14 protein-coding genes and 5 pseudogenes are annotated in these 20,310 nt (G+C 49.9%); 10 read left to right on the top strand and 9 right to left on the bottom strand.

What is annotated here, in order from left to right:
* The first annotated feature begins 8 nt into the window (after window positions 1-8).
* Window positions 9-1,103, top strand: coding sequence for a glycosyltransferase family 4 protein (locus tag AArcSl_RS14925; RefSeq protein WP_119822029.1), 1,095 nt, complete (start codon window positions 9-11; stop codon window positions 1,101-1,103).
* Here AArcSl_RS14925 and AArcSl_RS17830 read toward each other — a convergent pair.
* The 3 genes from AArcSl_RS17830 to AArcSl_RS14910 are packed head-to-tail and all read right to left on the bottom strand — an operon-like array spanning window position 1,100 to window position 4,436.
* Window positions 1,100-1,834: an AAA family ATPase gene (locus AArcSl_RS17830; protein WP_119821001.1), complete on the bottom strand. Its 735-nt coding sequence runs from the start codon at window positions 1,832-1,834 to the stop codon at window positions 1,100-1,102. The two genes, AArcSl_RS14925 and AArcSl_RS17830, sit on opposite strands and share 4 nt — an antisense overlap.
* The gene (locus tag AArcSl_RS14915; RefSeq protein WP_119820999.1) at window positions 1,819-3,336 is read right to left on the bottom strand and encodes a hypothetical protein; all 1,518 of its coding nucleotides are present in this window, start codon (window positions 3,334-3,336) and stop codon (window positions 1,819-1,821) included. Before AArcSl_RS14915 ends, AArcSl_RS17830 begins: the two co-directional genes overlap by 16 nt.
* Complete coding sequence (locus AArcSl_RS14910; RefSeq protein ID WP_119820997.1) at window positions 3,333-4,436, bottom strand: glycosyltransferase family 4 protein; 1,104 nt, start codon at window positions 4,434-4,436, stop codon at window positions 3,333-3,335. Before AArcSl_RS14910 ends, AArcSl_RS14915 begins: the two co-directional genes overlap by 4 nt.
* A gap of 248 nt (window positions 4,437-4,684) precedes the next feature.
* On the opposite strand from AArcSl_RS14910, the gene AArcSl_RS14905 reads away from it, so the two are divergent.
* Window positions 4,685-5,890, top strand: coding sequence for an O-antigen ligase family protein (locus AArcSl_RS14905; RefSeq protein WP_161945985.1), 1,206 nt, complete (start codon window positions 4,685-4,687; stop codon window positions 5,888-5,890).
* A gap of 43 nt (window positions 5,891-5,933) precedes the next feature.
* Here AArcSl_RS14905 and AArcSl_RS14900 read toward each other — a convergent pair whose 3' ends face one another.
* From AArcSl_RS14900 to AArcSl_RS14890, 3 genes and pseudogenes are all read right to left on the bottom strand, one after another.
* On the bottom strand, window positions 5,934-6,755 hold the full coding sequence (locus tag AArcSl_RS14900; protein ID WP_119820993.1) for an alkaline phosphatase family protein: 822 nt from the start codon (window positions 6,753-6,755) through the stop codon (window positions 5,934-5,936).
* 116 nt (window positions 6,756-6,871) lie between these two features.
* Window positions 6,872-7,828: a glycosyltransferase gene (locus AArcSl_RS14895; RefSeq protein WP_161945984.1), complete on the bottom strand. Its 957-nt coding sequence runs from the start codon at window positions 7,826-7,828 to the stop codon at window positions 6,872-6,874.
* A gap of 284 nt (window positions 7,829-8,112) precedes the next feature.
* Window positions 8,113-8,220, bottom strand: a pseudogene (locus AArcSl_RS14890) (IS5/IS1182 family transposase); the annotation flags it as partial.
* Window positions 8,221-8,439: 219 nt separating this feature from the next.
* On the opposite strand from AArcSl_RS14890, the pseudogene AArcSl_RS14885 reads away from it, so the two are divergent.
* From AArcSl_RS14885 to AArcSl_RS14855, 7 genes and pseudogenes are all read left to right on the top strand, one after another.
* Window positions 8,440-9,545, top strand: a pseudogene (locus AArcSl_RS14885) (IS630 family transposase).
* A gap of 8 nt (window positions 9,546-9,553) precedes the next feature.
* A pseudogene (locus AArcSl_RS14880) lies at window positions 9,554-9,643 on the top strand (IS5/IS1182 family transposase); the annotation flags it as partial.
* Window positions 9,644-9,754: 111 nt separating this feature from the next.
* Entirely contained in the window at window positions 9,755-10,927 is a 1,173-nt protein-coding gene (locus AArcSl_RS14875) for an ISH3 family transposase (protein WP_119820989.1), read from the top strand.
* Between the two features lie 462 nt (window positions 10,928-11,389).
* Complete coding sequence (locus tag AArcSl_RS14870; protein ID WP_119820987.1) at window positions 11,390-12,067, top strand: class I SAM-dependent methyltransferase; 678 nt, start codon at window positions 11,390-11,392, stop codon at window positions 12,065-12,067.
* Window positions 12,060-13,112, top strand: coding sequence for a 6-hydroxymethylpterin diphosphokinase MptE-like protein (locus AArcSl_RS14865; RefSeq protein WP_119820985.1), 1,053 nt, complete (start codon window positions 12,060-12,062; stop codon window positions 13,110-13,112). The genes AArcSl_RS14870 and AArcSl_RS14865 overlap by 8 nt, the downstream gene beginning before the upstream one ends.
* Window positions 13,113-13,222: 110 nt before the next feature.
* Window positions 13,223-13,482 (top strand): annotated as a pseudogene (locus tag AArcSl_RS17510) (hypothetical protein); the annotation flags it as partial.
* Window positions 13,483-13,558: 76 nt separating this feature from the next.
* Window positions 13,559-14,728: pseudogene (locus tag AArcSl_RS14855) on the top strand (ISH3 family transposase); the annotation flags it as partial.
* Window positions 14,729-15,384: 656 nt separating this feature from the next.
* Here AArcSl_RS14855 and AArcSl_RS14850 read toward each other — a convergent pair.
* Window positions 15,385-16,695, bottom strand: a complete 1,311-nt coding sequence (locus tag AArcSl_RS14850; RefSeq protein ID WP_119820980.1) for a polysaccharide pyruvyl transferase family protein — start codon at window positions 16,693-16,695, stop codon at window positions 15,385-15,387.
* Between the two features lie 58 nt (window positions 16,696-16,753).
* Entirely contained in the window at window positions 16,754-17,578 is an 825-nt protein-coding gene (locus AArcSl_RS16700) for a hypothetical protein (protein WP_133412178.1), read from the bottom strand.
* A 120-nt stretch (window positions 17,579-17,698) separates the two neighbouring features.
* Between AArcSl_RS16700 and AArcSl_RS14845 the strand changes: the two genes are divergently transcribed.
* Complete coding sequence (locus AArcSl_RS14845) at window positions 17,699-18,379, top strand: acylneuraminate cytidylyltransferase family protein (protein WP_119820978.1); 681 nt, start codon at window positions 17,699-17,701, stop codon at window positions 18,377-18,379.
* Window positions 18,380-18,421: 42 nt separating this feature from the next.
* Here AArcSl_RS14845 and AArcSl_RS14840 read toward each other — a convergent pair whose 3' ends face one another.
* Entirely contained in the window at window positions 18,422-20,242 is a 1,821-nt protein-coding gene (locus AArcSl_RS14840) for an N-acetylneuraminate synthase family protein (protein WP_245883279.1), read from the bottom strand.
* Between the last annotated feature and the right edge of the window lie 68 nt (window positions 20,243-20,310).

Below are 20,310 nucleotides of genomic sequence, written 5' to 3'. Positions count from 1 at the left end.
TCGGCCGAATGCGAATCCTCCGGGTCGCACCGTGGCTGTACCCCGACACCAAGGGCGGGGGCCAGTACCACGTCCACGCGATGAGTCGGGATCAGGCGGCGATGGGGCACGACGTGACGGTGGTGACGATCCGGCACGACGAGTCGTTGCCCCGGGTCGAGGAGCGCGACGGCTACACGGTTCGGCGATTCGATTCCATCGCCAGCCCACTCGGCAACGAGGTCTCGCCGGGGCTGGCCCGGTATCTGGCCGCTGCCGACGGGTTCGACGTGATGCACGCGCACTCGCATTATTACCTGACGACGAATCTGGCGGCGCTGAAGCGTCGACTCGGCGATATCCCGCTTGCGCTCACGAACCACGGGCTCTATTCTCAATCGGCACCCGAGCGCGTGTTCCGGTGGTACCTGAAGACGCTCGGGCGGTGGACGTTCAATCAGGCCGACGTGGTGTTCTGTTACACCGAGACGGATCGGGACCGGGTGCGGGAGCTGGGCGTGACGAGTCGGATCGAGGTCGTGTCGAACGGGATCGACACCGAGCGGTTCACGCCCGCGGGGCCCGAAAGCGAGTTGATCGACGCGTCGGGTCCGGTGGTGCTGTTCGTCGGGCGCTTTGCAGAGGGGAAGCGTCCCTGGATCGCGGTCGAGGCGTTCGCGGAGGTGTTAGATGAGTATCCCGACGCGGAGCTATACCTGTGTGGGGACGGACCGTTGCGTGCGGATCTGGAAGCGCAGGTTCGGGAGCTGGGGATCGGCGAGTCGGTGACGTTCCTGGGGCACGTGCCCTACGACGAGATGCCGAAGGTGTACCGGAGCGGCGACGTGCTGGTGTTGCCGAGTCGGGCCGAGGGGGTCCCCCGGACAGTGCTGGAGGCGATGGCGAGTGGGGTGCGGGTCGTGATGAACGATCTCGATCACGTGCGCGAGGTGCTTCGGGATCAGGACCGAGGCGTCGACGAGGCGACCCCCGAATCCTTCGCCAGAGCTGTTACGGACGTACTCGGATCGGCTACGGATGGGGAAGCAGGTGCGGGCGGGCATCGCTGGGGGGAGACAGTCGAGCGGACGACGTCGATGCTCGAAGGGATCTGCAAGAGTTAATCGTAGAGCGATTCGACGGTCTCTGCGACTCGATTGGCGCCCGCGTCGAGGTCTGCATGAGTTTTGTTTTCGACGACTATCGATCTGGGGGTGTCTTCGGACTGGATCCGCTCTTTTAGCGTTTCGTAGCCGTCGACGCCACGGTCGAACACCGGGCTGTCGGGGGCGAATCGGGTGTCACCAGCTTCGCGCGACCGGAGGCGATCGGCGATCGTGTCCGTGTCGGCCTCAACGAGGACCACTAGGTCGGGTGCAGTTTGTGAGAGGAATCGGTCGAATTGATCGAAGAGGGAATCCCACTCGGTTGTCGAATGGAGGCCGACCGACCAGACACCCTGATATGGGCCTTGATCGAGGAGCGTCACGCAGGGAATCGACTGGGCGCGAGCCACGACCCCGGCGACGTACTGGAGGTTGAAACTCACATGGACGCGATCGGCGGTTGAGGCCTGATTTGTTTTAAGTAGGCCTCGTGTAGTTGCGAGGGCGGTTCGTGGACGTCGGAATGAGTGTTCGGCGACAAAGCGGGCTTTCGAGAGAACTCGGTGGGGTCCGGATCGATTGTCGACGTGACGAGTTGGTTCCGAGACTTTGTTGTGGTCATTCGCAAGTGCTGCGGCGGTTCGGCTTGAGAGGGTGGACTTGCCAACACCTGGAAGGCCCACGAACTCGACGACTATAGGACTAGAGATACTATACTGTTTTTCAGAAGGTTTTAGATTTCGGCCCATACTTCCTTTTTGATCTCGTTCAGAACGTCATCGATATCGCGATGGGTATTGACGGTGACTACACGACTGTTCTCGTATTCGAGCGAGTCGATGACTTCGGCCTTTCGTTGCAGGTTTGACATCGGTGTTTCGGGTTTCCGCTCTTTGGCTACTTCCGGATCGGTCTCGAGTTTGATCACGAGGTCAGGTGAGTTTTCCTCCAAGTCAGCGTAGATGTCTCGTTCCCACGTTGCGATTTTCTCTAAAAGCTTCGAGTTGCCGTTGAGCCATCCCTGCAAGAGTGGCCCGTCGTTGATGTCTTCGAACTGGTTCTGCGGATATCGATCCATTAAGACAATCATCCCCCGGTTTCGGGCCCGAGTCGCCCTTCGTCGTTTCTTTCGTTTTTCACGGGCGAGTAGTATTGCCCAGACGGCCTTGGCAAGACCAACACTTGTGTCAGTATTTGTTTTCTCCTTTTGATCATCACCGTCGGATTGTTTCGGAGCTATGTGTAGATCCGTGGATTCGTCTCCGGAACCCGTTGCACTGCCATCATTGAACTTGGTCCGAAGTTCGTTGAGTTTTTTCAAAGGATATCGCAGGAGCGAGGATGGACCATCACCGCTGCCGAAGTAGACCGAGTGGACATCCATCTTCCAGGAGAGCCAGTCGTGAAGCGAGGAGAGATGTGTCGACTTTCCCGAGCCGTCGATCCCGATGATCGCAATCTCGATGCCGCGGTTCGGAAGCTTTCGTCTCGAAGGATACGGTCGGTTCAAGAACTCGCGGTTGAGCTTTCCGATTCCGCGAAATCCCTTCCGTGCCAGCGCGATCGGCGTCGTCGTCCACGATGGATACGTGCTATATGGATCGAGTTCTGATCGGATGGGTTTCCCAACCCGGATGAGATCACGGATCGTCGGATCACCGTCGAAAACGTCACGGATTCGGTCTGCAGCTCTCGGATTCAGTAAATCACGAGCGATCGTTTCCACCTCGGATTCATCGGCGCGCTCGGCTAGCCAGTCGTATTCCTCGAGGAACTCTTCGAAGTAGGACCGTCGAGCGATCGGATTGTAGCGACGAATTTTCAGGGCGTATCGGACGATTAGGAGAAAGAGTTCCGTAGTCGGGTCGGTGATCGACACGCCGGATTCTGGATCAATGATTCTTCTCTCGAGTACGTATGGGCCCCAGGGGGTGACGAATTCCTTCAAGAATGGTGTGCCAAATGTGAGCTCGGTGTGGAGATGAACGTGGATACAACGGCCGGTTTCTGGGTCATGGCCGACGTAGTTCTCGATTCCCGGATACCCGGTGAATATGACGTCCTTCTGTCTGATGAATCTGTGATCTTTTAGAACCTCGTGAAACGTCCGCTGATCACCATGGTGACAAAGAATATCGAGATCTGTATTTGCGTTAAGTGCCGCTTGAAGCTTCTCGTTACTCTTCCAGTGGCAGTAGGTTATCCCGCGGTCGTCGAGGTCTGTGAATAGCTCGGCGACCGTATCGATCATAAATCGGCGACACACTGTTCATAGACTTCAATATACTGTTTTGCGGTCTCCTCAAGTGAGAATTGCTCGCGAACGCGGCGACTCCCGAGTTTTCCAAGTCGATCACGTTCTACAGGCTTTGACAGTAATTTGCTGATTGCGGTGGTGAATTGTGATGGATCGTTCGCTTGTGCGAAGATCCCTACATCATCGACCACTTCATGGAAGATCGGAATATCACTGACAACTACGGGAAGCCCAGCAGCCATCGCTTCGACGACAGCGACACAAAACCCCTCCGCGATCGAAGGCATCGCAAAGACGTCACTCTGTGCAAAGATTTCGTACACGCGATGACGAGGTACTTCCCCTGTGAACTGAACGTTATCGTTGATGCCGAGATCAACAGCGAGCGTTTCGAGTTCGCTTCGGAGAGGTCCATCTCCCACGAAAAGCAATTCTGCTTGCTGATGTTCTTCAACAACAGAATCAAATGCTCGCAATAGTGTCGACTGGTTTTTGACCGGAACCATCCGACCTACGGTACAGATACGCAACGAGGATTCTTCATTTAGATTCGGTGTTTCTGTTATGACGTTGTCGATGCGTTCAATGTCAACACCGTTGTGAATGACATCTAGCTGGCTATCCTTGAGAAGGAGACGTTCATACCATCGGAACGAATCCTGTGTTATTTGTGAGTTCGAAACGATTCGATCAGCTAGAGGGAGTGTAGGTGCATTAACGATGTTTTGAAGTGGTGAATTCGATCGGTGGTTTCGATGTTCCGTATTGACGATGGGGTGGTCTTCTTTCGTTGCAAGAAGTCTGGCCACCGATCCGGAGAAGTTGTGGTGGGTATGAATCAGGTCATATCCCTGGTTTAACTCGTTGTGGAATGCTGACCACGCTTTCTGATCGAATCTAGATGTGGCACCGAACGTTCGAACATCGACTGGGAGGTCTGCTATATCCTCAACAGGGGATTGATCATCAAAATCGTCGTCGTAAAATGACGCGATAACAATTTCTCCCTCCGTTATCTCTGCAATACGCACAGATAATTCAAACGGAATTGATGTATGGGTAATACTGTTCAAAAAGATGAGTGCGCGAATCATCGTTCTCTAATACCTATTCCTACTGTCATAGTTGATAGTTGTTTGTGGCTCCAGTACGTATTAGAGTAACGCACTGATAGTTCATACCTCTCACTATTAGATTGCTCCGTTGGTCTACTCCCATACCTGGAACCGAATCATTATTATTGGTTGTACCTAATTTAACCTTGACTTGGATACACCATTGTTATGGTGCATATCTGTGATCTGGTGTTTCGTTCATGTTTAGTATAATATTCAGTAGATGGTTGGATGGAAACGCGACACAGAGTTTAAAACAAGGGCATGATATTACGGCTCTACACCGTCTTTCATTGGTACTAGCCGTACTACTCTTATTGTCGGTTATTTCTCGCCATACCGGGATTCCGTCTGTTGCGAGCTTACCTTTTATCACGTTTGTATATGTTATTATTTTAGGTGTATTTTTGACCATATCTGATTTAAAAATCAAAACAGAGAAAATTTATTTTATGTTGTTTTTATTATTGTCTTTTTCTATTTTATTATCAACTATGTTTAATCTAACTGCAAGCAGTTTTAGTCGGTTTGGGGCCTTTGTTGTATTTACTAGTATGAATCTGTTTATTCTCCCAAAAATAATAGATTTTGACCATTTTCTATTCGCTTCTAGTAGAGTCACTGCTGGAATCGTTCTCCTTGGATTTTTACCTTATCTGGGAGGACCAACGCAGATCGGCGTGATTGACTTGTCTCTCTGGGGCGCACGACTGTACTGGTATCCTAACCTTAGTCCATTAACAAGCGTGTTCGTTGGTGCAAATTGGCTGGGCTTTTTAACGTTAGTCGGATCTCTATCTGCCATTGGGGAGTGGTGGAAATTCAAATCATCAATATCAAAATATCTAATATTCATAAATTTTGTTGGATTACTTTTTACTAACTATCGTACTGGTTGGGTTGCGTTTGCCGCCGCTATCGGTATATTGGCTGGATACATTTTATTGAACCGAGATGCGATCGTGTTACTCACCGCTGGTGGGATTTTGACTACAGTAGTCGCCTTAGCTATGATGTTCAAAATCATACCGGGTCCTGCCTTTCTTACAGAACTTTCGCTAAACAATCGTAGGGGGTCTTGGGTAGCAGGTGCGGATGTTTTCAAACAGCAGTACCTCTTAGGCTATGGATTTGGAAATACAGCTGATGTAGTTAGTACTCGGGTGCCCCCCAGCAGTCCTGCAAATGTGCATAATTCATATCTTCGGGCTTTCCTTGCACTGGGGGTGGGAGGTGGGATAGCGTACTTGGGACTCTTTTTGAGTACACTCTTCAAGAGTGCGCTGGAAGCGGTGTCTAAAACAGGAGTTTTACTATCGATGTTTCTCGTTTCATTTTTCATCATCCAGATGTTTAATTCTCTCACGTTTATCGGAATCTCGTTACACTCTGTAATAATTTCAATAGTTATGGGGTACCAGGTCACAAAATAGAGATACCTCACTCTTGGATGGACATTTGTCAACATCGTCTCATCTACTCTGTATAACCAAGGTCTCGTAGTCTATTAATAACTTTTTCAGACTCAACTTCGTTCCGCTCTGACTGAACAGAGTCGGCAATAATCTCTCGCCTTTCTCCCCTGTTATATTCAAGCCATGGCACCCGAACTACGGGCTCGTCATACAAACCGCGAGGGTGGCCATACTCTCGAATCGGTATCGGTGACGCACGTTCACCGACATAATTCCCGTGATCTCCTGTGACTACTGTCTTCCCTGAGAGTTCTTCCAATAATTCTTCGACGTGCTCGAGTACATATTCGAGATTCCTTACGTACATCGTCCAAAGGTCGTCCCGAGATACATCAAGAGTACCGATGAATTTTTGATTCCAGACGTTTTCCCCCGTTGGTCCAGATTCGGTGCTGGTTATCTGCCTAAGATGGTCTTTGTCGAACTCAGTGTCAACTGGAACGAATGGATAGTGAGGTTGCATGTAATGGACGACGAGACGCTTGTGTGGGAATCGTTCGGCGGCGTCAAGGGCTGCTTCGTTCATTGTTTCGGCGAGTACTGTCCCCGTCTCGTCGTCCCAACCGTCATTGAGCCAGACGTTGATAGTTTCGTGAAGCGTGATGTCCCATCGATCTCGGTTTCGTTCGAGCTGGGGATTACTCGTGACGTAGACGGTATCTCGAAGATCGCGACCGTCAAAATTCGCTTGCAGCCACTCCGTAGTCGACGAACCTTTAGAACCGCGTGACGATAGTCTCCCATCGAGTTGACTCGTCGACTCGAACATATCGTACCGGCAGGCATCAAGCACAACGAGAGTATCCCAGTCCTCGTTGAACACCCCTATGCCAGCGGTGTTTTCGGATCGTGATCCTCCACGGCGGTGATAGAGCCTATTGAAGCCTCGGATGAATAGTCGCGGACTCTTGAGGGCTCGTCTAATGCGTTTTATTCTGCTCATATAATATCTTTCTCATCAGTAAACTTCACCTCATCTGTTGTCAACATATCGTCACAGCCGCTTTTCCGAATTGAACGTTGCCTTTTTATCTTTCGTAGCTTTTTGACGACGGCGGGTGGTGTGACAGTGAGTAGATACAGTACGGCCCGTTGAATGGTTGGGTCGAATCGTAGGGACCTCTCAAACTGTTCCCGCGCACTGGGCTGTTTTCCGTTTCGTAAATACGCTCTTCCCACTCGTTCTGCAACCTCTGCTTGCGCTTTCTCCCACCTATCTTGTTTACGTAGCAACGCGGCGTGTTTGTCTAGTATCGCGGCATTGTCTCGTTTCGCGGATTCCGGTGAACTAGACATACTCTGGTGAACCATCCTGAAACAGAGGTGTTCCGGTACCGCAGCAACCGTCCACTGTTGACAGAGTCGGATGTAGAAATCCCAGTCCTGTTTCGTCGGGAGTGATTCGTCGAAGCCGCCGACATCCTTGAAGGCATCTCGACGAACGAGAACGCGTGACGGGGTTCCGATCTGATTCCCTACGAGAATGGTCTCTGAGCAGTCTCCACTTGGTGCGCTTTGCTCGCAGTGGATGAGTTCGTTGTTTGGTGTGATTGCACCAACGAGACAAGTGGCTATACCGGCCGTGTCGTTTCGCTCAAGCGCGTCTACTTGACGAGCGATTTTTTCCCGGTGCCATCGGTCGTCGTCGTCAAGAAAGGCTATGTACTCGCTGCTGGATTCGCTGACACCGGTGTTTCGAGCTGCTGAAAGTCCCTTGTTCTCCTTATGACGAACACAGCGGACTATCTCTGGAAACTCGGCGACTATTTCCTCAGCATATTGTTCAGATGATCCGTCATCTACCACGACGATATCAAGATCGTTGTGGGTCTGTCCAAGAGCTGTCTCTATCGCACCTCGAAGGAACTCTGGGCGTTCGTACGTCGGGATGACCACACTGATATGTGGGACAGCTTCAGTTATACCACTCATTTATTCCTTGTACAGAGCAGTGGATGTGACGTGTCTTTCGATTGTTGATGTCGGCCGCATGATCAAATTGTGTGTTACCGAAATCACGGTTTCTAATTCATTCGTTGTTTAGTTTAAGTTATCGATACGAAAACGCGATATACAGACGACATTGAAATATAATTTTGTATTTACCATACCCGTTCCTGTGATCAAAAATGAAGTCAAATGTGTTGGTGACTCTTGCGATACTTCGGGGGAGAAATCGGCGCATCACGCGTGACGAGCATCGCCTTCTCTAGATTCGCTTGGTTGGTTTGTGTGAATTTAGCCGCTATCGGACTCTTTGAACCGGTCGAGACGATCGCACACCTAAACAGTAGTTGCTGATTTGGATAACTCGGAGAGTCGGTGAGATGATTCATCGGTCGGTTCAGTCGTCATGTCGATCACTGAAACGAGAGAACACGAGCGAAGACAGCGACAGCTGTACTGTGAGTTGGGACAGAGTAGTCTTGCCAGTAGGCGATGGCGTGCTGACCTGGGCTGGCTAGTACGTAAGGGAAGTTATGGGGATGGCGTGAGAAGTTCACTCAATGAGCGAGAAGCGTCGGAAAGAGATCGTCCGTCACTTGAGTGAGGACGATCTCGACCGCCTGTTGGCCGAAACAGACGATGAAAAGATCAGCAAGCGTCTCATCTTCATCAAGAATCTCTATCGAGGCGATACTCTCGAAGAGGCAGCCAACCGTGTCGGCAAGTCAGAATCAACTGGGAGTCGCTGGGCACGACGCTGGAACGAGGGTGGTCTCGGACTTCTTACGCCGAACTTCGGGGACGGACGTCCCCCGAAGCTCGGCGAAACCGAACAACAACAGCTCCTTGAACTCCTTCGTGATGGACAACCGTGGAAATCACAGGAGATCCAGCATCTCCTTAACGAAGAGTTCGACGTTGAGTACCATCCGGTTTACCTCAGTCAATTTCTCGACGATCTTGGTCTCTCCTACTCTATACCTCGAACTAAACGGCCTTCACGACCGGATGATGCCGAAGAAATTCTCGACGAGCGCGTCGCCGACGCGCTCGACGAGGGTAACACCGATGAGCCTCATAACAAACGCAAAGGTGACGAGGAGGAAGGTTGGGTGGTTGACGACGATATCTGCACAGACGGCGGTACTGTACTGGGATTTTTTGATGCGTCACATCCACAGCCGTGGGACAATTCTCACCGGCTGTGGTACGTCGATGATCCGCATATTGAACGACCGCTGGTGAATCTCCATGAACCAGCGGTCGGCTTCTATGCGCTTGAGGGAGAAAGCGTGGTTAGCTTCCCCGAAGATCAGACGAAAGAACGGATCTGCGAGTGCTCGAACGGGTCCGCGAGCAGAATCCCGCCGTGCGGATTCTGCTCGTGTTGGATAACCACTTCGCACACACGTGTGAGTACACGCGGAAACGTGCCCATCAACTCGGTATCGATCTCGTCTTTTTACCCGTTGGATCGCCAGACCTCAACCCAATCGAACAGGTCTGGAAACAGTTGAAATGGGAAGCCTCACCGCTCATCGTCGAGAGCGCGACCGAATTCCGCGCTCTCGTCGAAGATCTCTTCGAGGAACTCACCTCACGACTAAGCTTCGCTCGGTCTTGGATCGACGATTTCCTCGGAAATCGCTTGCAGTTCTTATCCTAATCACTATCGCCGTGCGAGCGCGATCTTGGTTCCGTGAGTTTCGAGAAATTGCCCTGATGTGTGTCGTCTACAACATCAAGCGTGCCGTAAAACAGTGAATTCCACTGCCTTATGGCGATTCAACACAGCCGTCATCGGTACTTCCCAACCGGCGTAATCAGTGGAATTGAATCGTCGGATTAACCACGAGAAAGTGTCTGGTTCTGGATGTGTTCAAGATCCCCGAACCAGACGGTTATCTTTCGGCATCGGACGTCAAAGATGTAGCGGAAGAAGTCATCACTCCACTCCCGTTGCCGGGTGTCGAGGGGAGCCCCCTCGACCCCGGCGACATCTGGCTCGTCGTCATATTAGCCTGCGTCAACGAGACCTCGATCTGGGAAACCTGCAAAGACACCGACGGAACGCCATGTGACGACACCACCTTCACGTGGCTCCACACCCTCAACCGTGAGTGGCTCGAAGTCGTCGCTAACCTCCTGCTTAAACGCCTTGCTATGACGATTCTCGACCCAGACCGGTCGAGAATCGTCTCCATCGACTTCATCGACAATCCCTACCACGGTGATCACTACGTCGATGAAGGTGAACTCTGCTCGATGGCTCCGAAAGATGGCACGACCACGTGCCATCGGTACTGTACGGCATACGTTGTCTCAAACGAAAAGCCGGTGACTCTGGCGATGACGTACGTCCGCAACGACGAAGACGAGGCCGACGCGGTCGAGCGCGTGCTCGCCCGCGTCGAGAACTATCCGTTCGAGATCGATCTTTTGCTTGCCGACAGCGGCTTCTACAACGAGCGCGTCATCCGCCGGTCTCGTGAGATCGCTGCAACGGTCGTTCACGTCCCCAAGAAGGGTGAGCGGATGAAGGACAAACTCGACGTCCACAAGTCGTACATGACGACCTACCGCATGTACAAGGACAGCGAGCGGGAACTGCGCTTCCCGCTCGCGGTCGCTGTTTCCTACCAGAACGGTAATCGGGGCAAGCACGGCGAGGTTGTCCGAGGCTACGTGGCTTGCGGCGTGACTGATCGATCAGCAAAGCAGGTCGAACGCCTCTACAGAAAGCGATCAGGCATCGAAACGAGCTACCGACTGCTTCGGCAAGCACGAGGGATCACGACGACACGTGATCCCGTCGTGCGGTTTGCGATCATGCTCGTTGCAGCGCTGCTGGAGAATCTGTGGTTGGTGCTGCGATGGGCGGTCGTCGCCCGCCCGCGGCGGGGCGGGCGCGACCTGCCCGAGGAGTTCACGTTCAAGACGTTCTGCGACTGGATTCGACACGAACTGGAAGCAGAGTTACGGCGTCGGTGGAGACTCAAGATGAATGGAGTTGGTGTGCCGGCGTCACAGGCTGTGGCCGCGGGCTGACCGGGGTCAGCCCACGGCCAGTCTGCCACGCCGTGAGCGACTGCTCTCTTCGATAGGCGGCAACAAGCGGGTGAGATCGTCCGTCTGAAGCGGTGAATCGCTTCTCTAGTCAGTTACTCTCCAGTCATGACGGGAGTTCGGCGTAGAACCATACAAGAAGTGACTATTTCAGGGCGTTCAGACACCGCTGTTTCGACTCGTTCGGGAAGTACCGGTCATAGGCAACCGGAGTCTCCCGCTTCAACGCCTTTGATTTACTGGCTTGTTCCGCCGCAGTCTAGTGATTCAACACAGCCATTCTATTGAAATGATGGACTTGCAGTTAGTTAAATTAGGAGGGCGTTTCAGGTGGAACCGCAATTTCACAGAGGAGTGTCCGATGTTTTTCGGACAAGCTCTCACCCCGGATAAAAGTCATACGTTATCCATTTAAGACTCCGCCTCATTTTGACGTATAGGCAGATGGTTTTGTATCTGAGTGTAACTTTAGAACAAATTAAACAAAGTGCAAAATATATCCGTGACAAACTTTATAAAATTGGAGATGGATATGGAATTATTGGTCCCAATAAAATATACAATAACGACTACTACAGGAAACGAAAAAAAGACCCGTGGCGTTCGGATGCACGCGAAGTAAGTCGAGTCTTATATGATGAGTTTGAACCGGAATCAGTAATTGATTTTGGCTGTGCTATCGGTGGTCATTTAGAATGGTTTCACGAACATGGAATTGAGGTCTGTGGAATTGAAGGAAATACAACAGCTTTTGAGTATTCATTAATACCAAATGAATATCTGGAGGAACATGACCTTCGAGAGCCGTATGAAATCACTAAACAGAGGGATCTAGCACTTTGCATCGAAGTTGCAGAACATATACCAGAACGATATGCTAATCAACTTGTTGCCTCACTTACTGACTCAGCTGAAAGTGTGTTCTTTACGGCTGCACCACCAGGTCAACAGGGCACACACCACATAAACCTTAAAAAAGATTCCTACTGGGAAAAAAAGTTTGAAGAAAAAGGATATATACGAGATAATATGATAGAAACTAGACTTAAACAAAATCTTAACCTTGAAAAATCCACATGGATAAAAGATAATATGTTCGTCTTTGTATCTGGAAATGACTGAAAATAAGGTTGGTGACTATGAGGATATCCATTCTGGAGAGAGGGTATTTATTGTTGGGAATGGACCTAGTTTGGCTAAGACACCGCTTAAACAATTACAAGACGAATACACAATAGCCACAAACAAAATTTATAAAATATACGATAGTACAGAATGGAGGCCCGATTATTATCTTTTATCAAGTATGACTGATGATATTAAAACCAACGACATGTCAAATGTTGTGGGATATAGTACTACATGTTTTATAAATTCGAAAAGACAAGAAATACTTTCAGAGTATAAGGGTACGATTCCTATTGATGTATGTCATCCAGATAATGATCCACTTATTGAATGTTTCGATAACGTCTCCATTCCGAATGAAGCGAGAAGTTATTGGTCGGATCAATTATCAGATTATGTATATTTGTATAATTCTTCAATTTATCCTCTTTATCAAATGGCATATTATATGGGATTTGAAAAAATAATCCTTATAGGATGTGACCTAGGAATGGATATAGACTACCTGTTATTTGAAGATAGTGGGGACCCCATTAAGTTCCTTAATAATAATCTATCCGATTATAGCGGTGAGTATCCTCTGAGTATCTATTCTGAATTCATAAGAAATTCTGATCACCCTATCAAATCTATATTGAATCTAGCTGCAGTCGAGATCGGTAATCAACATTTGTTATTTGCTTCTGGTAGTAATCCATATTCCTATAAAAGGAATAATAGAGGGAAATATGATTCAACAAGCTTATTATATTTGCATTTTATATTAGAATCAAATAATAAACTTTTATCTTTTTTTAATGGCCTATATGGTTGGTTTACAAGCCACATCCCAAGGCTGCTTAGTGCGAAAGATCCACATTTTGACGGATATGGTACCAGCACGATTATGATTGGGGAGGATGATCGCCAAAGGAGGGCACATTTATTAGCTCGTGATAAATTAATGGAAAGAGAAGCCCAAATTTATAACGCTACTATTGGTGGAGAACTAGAGATCCATCCCAGAATTGATTTTGAATCAGTTATTGATAGTGATTAAGAGGAGTGGTGCAGAAGTCTTCACAAGGAAAGCGGTAGGACGAATTTGATGTGTCTACGACCAAAGCCGTCCTACCAGATAACGATACGGTCGAACAGGTCTTCAAAGCACTGGAAACAGAGACGACAGCGCTGTTCGAACACCTTGATCTCTCCTTTCTCATTGACTTGCCCGTGTTCGCCCCCTCGATCGGGGGCGAACACGGGTCCATGAGCCCCCAGAGTTGCTGAAAGCTGTTCTTCACTGCTTCTACAACGATATTTACGGACTACGCCCAATAGCGCGAGAACTCCGCAACGAAGACGTGTGGCGACAATGCGGCTTCGAGCGCCCACCGTCCCGGTGGACGCTCTCGCGGTTCATCACTGATTTCGGTACTTCCCAACTAACGTAATCGGTCAGATTGAATCGCCGAGTTAACCACGAGAAAGTGTCTGGATCAGGATGTGTTCAGCATACCAGACCCAGACGAATACCTTTCGGCCTCGGACGTAAAAGGCGTAGCGGAAGAAGTCATCACTCCGCTCCCGTTGCCGGGTGTCGGGGGGAGCCCCCTCAACCCCGGCGATATCTGGCTCGTCGTTATCTTAGCCTGTGTCAACGAAACTTCGATCTGGGAAACCTGAAAAGACACCGACGGAACGCCGTGTGACGACACCCTCTTGACGTGGCTCCACACTCTCGACCGATACTGGCTTGAGTTTGTCGCAAACCTTCTGCTAAGACGCCTTGCCATGACGATTCTCGACCGGTCAGGGTCGAGAATCGTCTCCATCGACTTCATCGTCAACCCCTACCACGGCGAGCACTACGTCGATGAAGGCGAACTCTGCTCGATCGCTCCCAAAGACGGGACAACCACTTGCCACCGATACTGTACAGCGTAGGTCGTCTCAAACGAAAAGCCGGTGACGCTGGCGATGACGTACGTCCGTAACGACGAAGACGAGGCCGACGCGGTCGAGCGCGTGCTCGCCCGCGTCGAGAACTATCCCTTCGAGATCGATCTGCTGCTCGCCGACAGCGGCTTCTACAACGAGCGCGTCATTCGCCGGTCTCGTCAGATCGCTGCAACGGTCGTCCACGTGCCAAAGAAGAGCGAGCGGATGAAAGACAAACTCGACATCCACAAGTCGTACATGACGACCTATCGCATGTACAAGGACAGCGAGCGGGAACTGCGCTTCCCGCTCGCGGTCGCTGTCTCCTATCACGCAGGAGATCGAGGCAAGAGTGGTGAGGTTGTTCGTGGCTACGGGGCTTGCGGCGTGATTGATCGATCAGCAAAGTAGGTCGAACGCCTCTACAGGAAGCGTTCAGGCATCGAAACGAGCTACCGACTGCTTCGGCAAGTACGAGAGATCACGACGACACGTGATCCCCTCGCGCGGTTTGCGATCATGCTCGTTGCAGCACTGCTGGAGAACTTGTGGTTGGTGCTGCGATGGGCGGTCGTCGCCCGCCTGCGACGGGGCGGGCGCGACCTGCCCGAGGAGTTCACGTTCAAGACGTTCTGCGACTGGATCCGACACGAGCTGGAAGCAGAGTTACGGCGTCGCTGGAGGATCAAGATGAATGGTGTTGGTGTGCCGGCGTCACAGGCTGTGGCCGCGGGCCGACCCTGGTCAGCCCACGGCCAGTTGCCACGCCGTGAGCGACTGCTCTCTTCGAGAGGCGGCAACAAGCAGGTGGGATCGTCCGTCTGAAGCGGTGAACCACTTCTCCGGTCAGTTACTCTCCAGTCATGACCGGAGTTCGGCGTAGAACCATACAACAAGTGACTATTTCTGGCCGTTCAGACACCGCTGTTTCGACTCGTTCGGGAAGTACCGTCCATGGACGGTTTTCTATGACACGCTCGATAAGATACGGCCAAATGTTTGGTTCGCTGATCGCGTTCACTCCTCGTGAGATTTAGTCTTTCAGCGACGAAAGATCTGGCACGAGCCAATACTTGAACCACTCTTGTAGCTGATCTCAGAATCCTTCGACGGCGTTTAATTCGGGAAGCTTCGACGGGAAGTACCAGACTTCGACATCGTCCCCGCCACGAGACCGAACTGATCTCTTTGGCCGAGGAACTGGCGTCGTCGCTCGGGACGAATGACGCCTCGTTCGACAACGGTTACTACTTTGCACCAAGTTCAACGGAACGGCTGCGCGAAATCCTCAACTAGTTGACTAACGACAGGACCCTCGTATCAGGCCTGACTACAGACGTATTCACGCACTTCACTTATAGTGCACTGATATTCTTGTAAAATTTTGTATACTATTGGGGGTATTTTTCAATGTATCTTATATTACTTCGAGTGGAATCTGAAAGTTCAACAGATCGATTTTGTAAATCTTTTTTCACAGGTGATTGGATCAATTCTTCGGCTAAGCTGACGATTGACTCAACCTCTGAATCGAGATCGAGTGCGTCGAAGACAGGTTGGTCCAATCCTACTAAGTCGAGAATTCCTTTTGTCTTGTGTGTATTTGCTGTTAGCGTTATAATTGGGACTCCCCCAGTCAATGCGTACACGCTTGAATGCCAGCGCCCGGAAATAAACAAAGATGCGTTTCCAAAAACGTCTACCAGTTGTTGTATGGGGGTTCGGGGACCAATAACAGGCAGATCCAACTCATCAGCAATAGGTCGGATGATATCGATATCGCCTGAACATGCCGTTAGTACAACTGGACCTACCTCTGATTTGAGGCGTTGACATAGATTCTGGAACGCTGGTACCGGATCGTACGGTGGTCGATCTGGACGATTGTAGATAGAACTTCCACCGACACAGATATAATCTTCTGTGAGATCAAATCCAGCCGCCGAATCTGGCCAAACGCTGTAATAACCGTTGCGGTTGGCCACGGTTTCCCATGAATTGTGGTCTTTTATTGGGTCGTATACAAATGCTGCATCTGCTGCAGTCCGATACTCTACATTCTGGATTACGTTGCTTACATGGTCAGCGGAGGCCGGTTCACGGAACACCACATCATCAAGGATCGGGTACACGTTTGCGGCCATCTTCCGCATCTCTTTATCAGACAAATCGGCCGTATGATTAACCAAAATGGTGTCTGTATCGAAATATTCCTTTGCGAGATAAGCAACAAATAGCATCATACGTCCTTTCCGCTGCCGATCATAGATACTCCCTTCACCATTTATCACCACGATATCTGTAGCTTGGATGGCTTCAGCGACAGGTTCTAGTAATTCTTCTTTTTTAACTTTGGAAGCAAAGTTGTCAAATTCGTTCCAAGATCCAGGTACGGTATCCCAATTTGAGGTGAGTGACTCATAAGACTTGAAAGCCTCAAGATGAGACTTTCCAGTAATGTTTCGTTGGAACCAGAGATACGATTCTTGAATTCCATAATTTTTTACTATATATCTTCTAACTCTATCTGGGAAGATGTGGTGTAGTAACAGTGGTTTTCGCTTAGACATTTCTGAGAGATAGAGCGTATGGGTGATATTTGCACCAGTTTCTTCTACCAATCCTCGCAGTGCCCGTGTAGTGCCACGAGCACCCCAATTTTTAGCTGTAGTCGTATCGTTTACAAAATAGACATCAGTCATAGTCTTAACTCTAATTCACCAAAGAAGTCGTTTTTGATATTGACGCAAGTAGTCCCCATTAGTGAATGAGATCTTGGAGATCTGGATGATCAGAAATTCTCTTCCGGTCATTTCTTGAACTCAAGATATTTTCTCGCACTTCTTGCCATGATTTATGTCGCGTTCTTACTTGGACGGGAACTTTATCAACATCTGAAACTTTTGCCATACATAACCGATTACGGCCACTACAAGAATAAATGAGATTTCCATTTCGAGTGATGTTCACAGTAATTTCGTTCATTAATGGGTGATATCCATCATTTAAATCGCGTTGAGTTAGATCTGGATTTTTCGCTAAAAGTTGTTTTTGTGTTTTGAATCCATTTTCCTGGATAGATTCATAAATATCATCGAGGTGTTGAAATCTTGCTTTCATTTCATTTGGCGATTCACAACCATATACCGGTGGATCTGTTTTGACCTTCTCAACATATCGCTGGTAGTACTCTGTCTTTTCCCATGGGACTTTCTCTTTGTACCTTCTATAGATCGATTTATATTTGAAACAATCATCAAACCTGATTTTATTCTTATCCCAATCTCCCTCAACAACACGTGCCCATCCAGTAGGCCCGTCCCGCGTATTATATTGTAGGCCTTGTTCAAATCGGATATCGTGAGGATCAACATAAATTACTTTGAAAGGATCAGCATCAGTATAACGATCGGGGAACAATAGTCTGCATGTAGAATAATATCTTTGAAGCAGCGGAATTGGATTATTAGCATATGTGAACATATTTGTGATAATCTTATCTTTTAATTTATGTGCAGATTTTTGTGTGAGGACTTTTACCCCATCTGTTTGAAGTATTTGAAGTGCTCTCTGAACGGTGTTCATTGGCTTTCCATCACACGAGATTAATTAATAGAAAGCAATCCGTTATAATATTTTCTTCGCAAGATCTGCCTTATCCATTCAGTCGCAAGTGATTTTGACCACGTGAAATAGATATAACTCGTGATCAACACTGTTATCCCGGCACGCGGTGGAAGCAAAGCAATTCCGAAGAAAAACGTCGTCCCGTTTCTGGGTCGACCGCTTATTTCCTATACGATTCGCCAGTCTGAAACGACTGATCTTGTGGATCAGACGTACGTGTCGACCGATGACGACCACATCGCAGAGGTTAGCCGAAAGGCTGGTGCAACAATCATTGATCGGCCCGCCGAACTGGCTCGTGATACCTCCTCAACTGAAGAGGCGCTTTTACACGCCCTTGAATCAATTCCGGAGTCTCCCGAAATAGTCGTCCTACTCCAGTGTACTTCCCCCCTTCGCCGAGAAGACGATCTCGACGAGGCGATCCGTCTGGTAAAAGACGAGGGTTACGATTCTGTAGTAAGTTGCTGTGAAGACCACAGTTTCTACTGGACCTACGAAGACAATACTGCCGTTCCTATCAATTACGATCCGGCCGAACGAAAGCGCCGACAGGATCTTGACAGACGGTATCAAGAGAACGGGTCCATCTACGTGATGAAACGAGAAATTCTGGAAGAAGAGCAATGCCGACTGGGGGGATCTATCGGTATCCACGAAATGCCCAAAGAGATGAGCTTTGAAATCGATACGCCTGAAGATTACCGAATCGTCGAAGCAATCGGCAAAAACATCAAGTTCGCGGCCAAGGATCACTAACAGTCCGGATAGATCGTCCAATTACTTCATGACGCACACGTCTCAGATGTATTGAGACAGCGTTTCAGCTGCCTTCTTGAACCCTCGACCCTTTCGTTCGTGGCCTCGCCAGATCTCAGTCACGATCGGGCCATCAAAGTCCTGATAGAGTTCCATAAGACGAGCGAAATCGATCTCTCCTTCTCCGATTTGTATTCCTTCGCCGTCGACACCGATTCCATCTGCAACGTGTAGATACTCTGTGTACGGTCGTAGCGTTTTGGCGTGCTCGTAGAGATCCTCGCCCGCGTAGTTACACCACAATTTCGCGTGAGATGTGTCGTAACAGATCTTCTGTCCGGTTCTCTCGCAGTACTCTGCAATCTCGTCGGCGTCCATGAAGTTATTGTGGTACTGCTGGCCGCCGTAGATCCACGGAAGCGGCGGCATGTTCTCCAATAACAGTTGGACACCGTCATCGTCTAGTTCGTTCATACTGCGCTCCAGCGCGTCGTTCATCTCCGGGACAGCTTCTAAATTCATGTCGTGTTCCGTGATCCCTCCAGGATGAATAACGATCGGTGGTTCCTCCGTCTCGAAGTGTGGTTTGACGTCTTCCCGGACTTTGTCGATGACCCGTTGCATGATGTCCACCGCTTCCTGCCTACGGGTTTCGTCACGAGCGCTGAGGTCGACTACGTCGTGGCCTTTTTGTTCGGGTGCGTGAATACCGAGTTGCTTATCGTAGGATTCGATCTCGAACTTCTGTTCGAGATCCGCCCCGTTGATCCGGAACTCGAAGACATCCGGATTCCCCCAGTCGTGTTCGGAGATATCTGAGAATCGGACGACAATCCCCCAGTTTTCGAGGTCGATATCAAATTTTTCCCCGTCGATGTCTTCAATAGCCTCCCATTGGAGGAGTTCATCTGACCCAATATCACGCTGGGCGCGCTTCCCAACGACGTTGTACAATTCTTGCGGTGAGATTCCCTTTGCCGGACTCTTCGAAGTAAGGTCCTCCCGAGTGATCTCTTCGCCTTTTTGAATATTTCGTGTTGTCGCTAGACTCTTGGCCAGGGAGACTCGATTGTTGTACTCCCCGCGTGTAATGTATCGCCGAGGTGTCCCCCGACTTTCTTCGATATTTCTGATATCTCGGATGAGCTTTTCGAGTCCCTGGGGCTCCAAACTAGCGGAGTGATCGGGACCATCCATGTCACGCGAGAGAGTGAAGTGTCGCTCGATCACACAAGCACCCATCGCGACAGCCGAAGACGAAACAGCGATACCCCGTTCGTGCCCGGAATATCCGACCGGAACCTGATATCGCCGTTTCAGTTCGTTCATGAAGTCGAGGTTGAGGTTATGGAATGGAGAGGGGTACGTACTTCGACAGTGTAATAGTCCAAATTCAGCATCCCGTTCTTGGAGGAATTCGACGGTGCGATCAATTTCTCTCTCCTCGGACATACCCGTCGACAGCAGGAGTGGTTTCCCAGTTTCCAGCAGTCGTTCCAGCAGTACGAAATTCGTCATGTCTGGGGATCCGACTTTGTATGCTGGGATACCGATATCCTCTAGGAAGTCAACGCTGTCTTCATCCCAGGGGGAGCACAGGAACTGGATTCCCTGTTCCTCACAGTATTCCGCCAGTTCACGGTACTGGTTGTCTGTCAGTAGGACGTCCTTCAGATTGGATACTGTATACTCGACGCCCATCTCGGCGATTGCCGGATCCTCGACAATATCCTCGACGTACGTCTCTGTGAGTTTCCGCTTCTGGAACTTCACGGCGTCCGCCCCCGCCTCGACCGCGACGTCGACGAGTTCCTTCGCGATCTGGATACTTCCGTTGTGGTTGATTCCGGCCTCGGCGATCACGTACGCTGGGTCGTCGTGACTGATCGTTCGATTGCCGACACGGATCTGCTCTGTCATGTATTTGCACT

It is taken from the genome of Halalkaliarchaeum desulfuricum, from assembly GCF_002952775.1.
Lineage (GTDB): Archaea > Halobacteriota > Halobacteria > Halobacteriales > Haloferacaceae > Halalkaliarchaeum > Halalkaliarchaeum desulfuricum.
The sequence above is the reverse complement of the archived record's forward strand: the minus strand, read 5'-3'. Positions and strand labels throughout refer to the sequence as shown.

Excerpts from the sequence above, each read along its gene's own strand:
- AArcSl_RS14925 (WP_119822029.1), top strand. The coding sequence starts at position 9 with ATGCGAATCCTCCGGGTCGCACCGTGGCTGTACCCCGACACCAAGGGC.
- AArcSl_RS14910 (WP_119820997.1), bottom strand. The coding sequence starts at position 4,436 with ATGATTCGCGCACTCATCTTTTTGAACAGTATTACCCATACATCAATT.
- AArcSl_RS16700 (WP_133412178.1), bottom strand. The coding sequence starts at position 17,578 with ATGAACACCGTTCAGAGAGCACTTCAAATACTTCAAACAGATGGGGTA.
- AArcSl_RS17830 (WP_119821001.1), bottom strand. The coding sequence starts at position 1,834 with ATGGGCCGAAATCTAAAACCTTCTGAAAAACAGTATAGTATCTCTAGT.
- AArcSl_RS14865 (WP_119820985.1), top strand. The coding sequence starts at position 12,060 with ATGACTGAAAATAAGGTTGGTGACTATGAGGATATCCATTCTGGAGAG.
- AArcSl_RS14870 (WP_119820987.1), top strand. The coding sequence starts at position 11,390 with ATGGTTTTGTATCTGAGTGTAACTTTAGAACAAATTAAACAAAGTGCA.
- AArcSl_RS14850 (WP_119820980.1), bottom strand. The coding sequence starts at position 16,695 with ATGACTGATGTCTATTTTGTAAACGATACGACTACAGCTAAAAATTGG.
- AArcSl_RS14915 (WP_119820999.1), bottom strand. The coding sequence starts at position 3,336 with ATGATCGATACGGTCGCCGAGCTATTCACAGACCTCGACGACCGCGGG.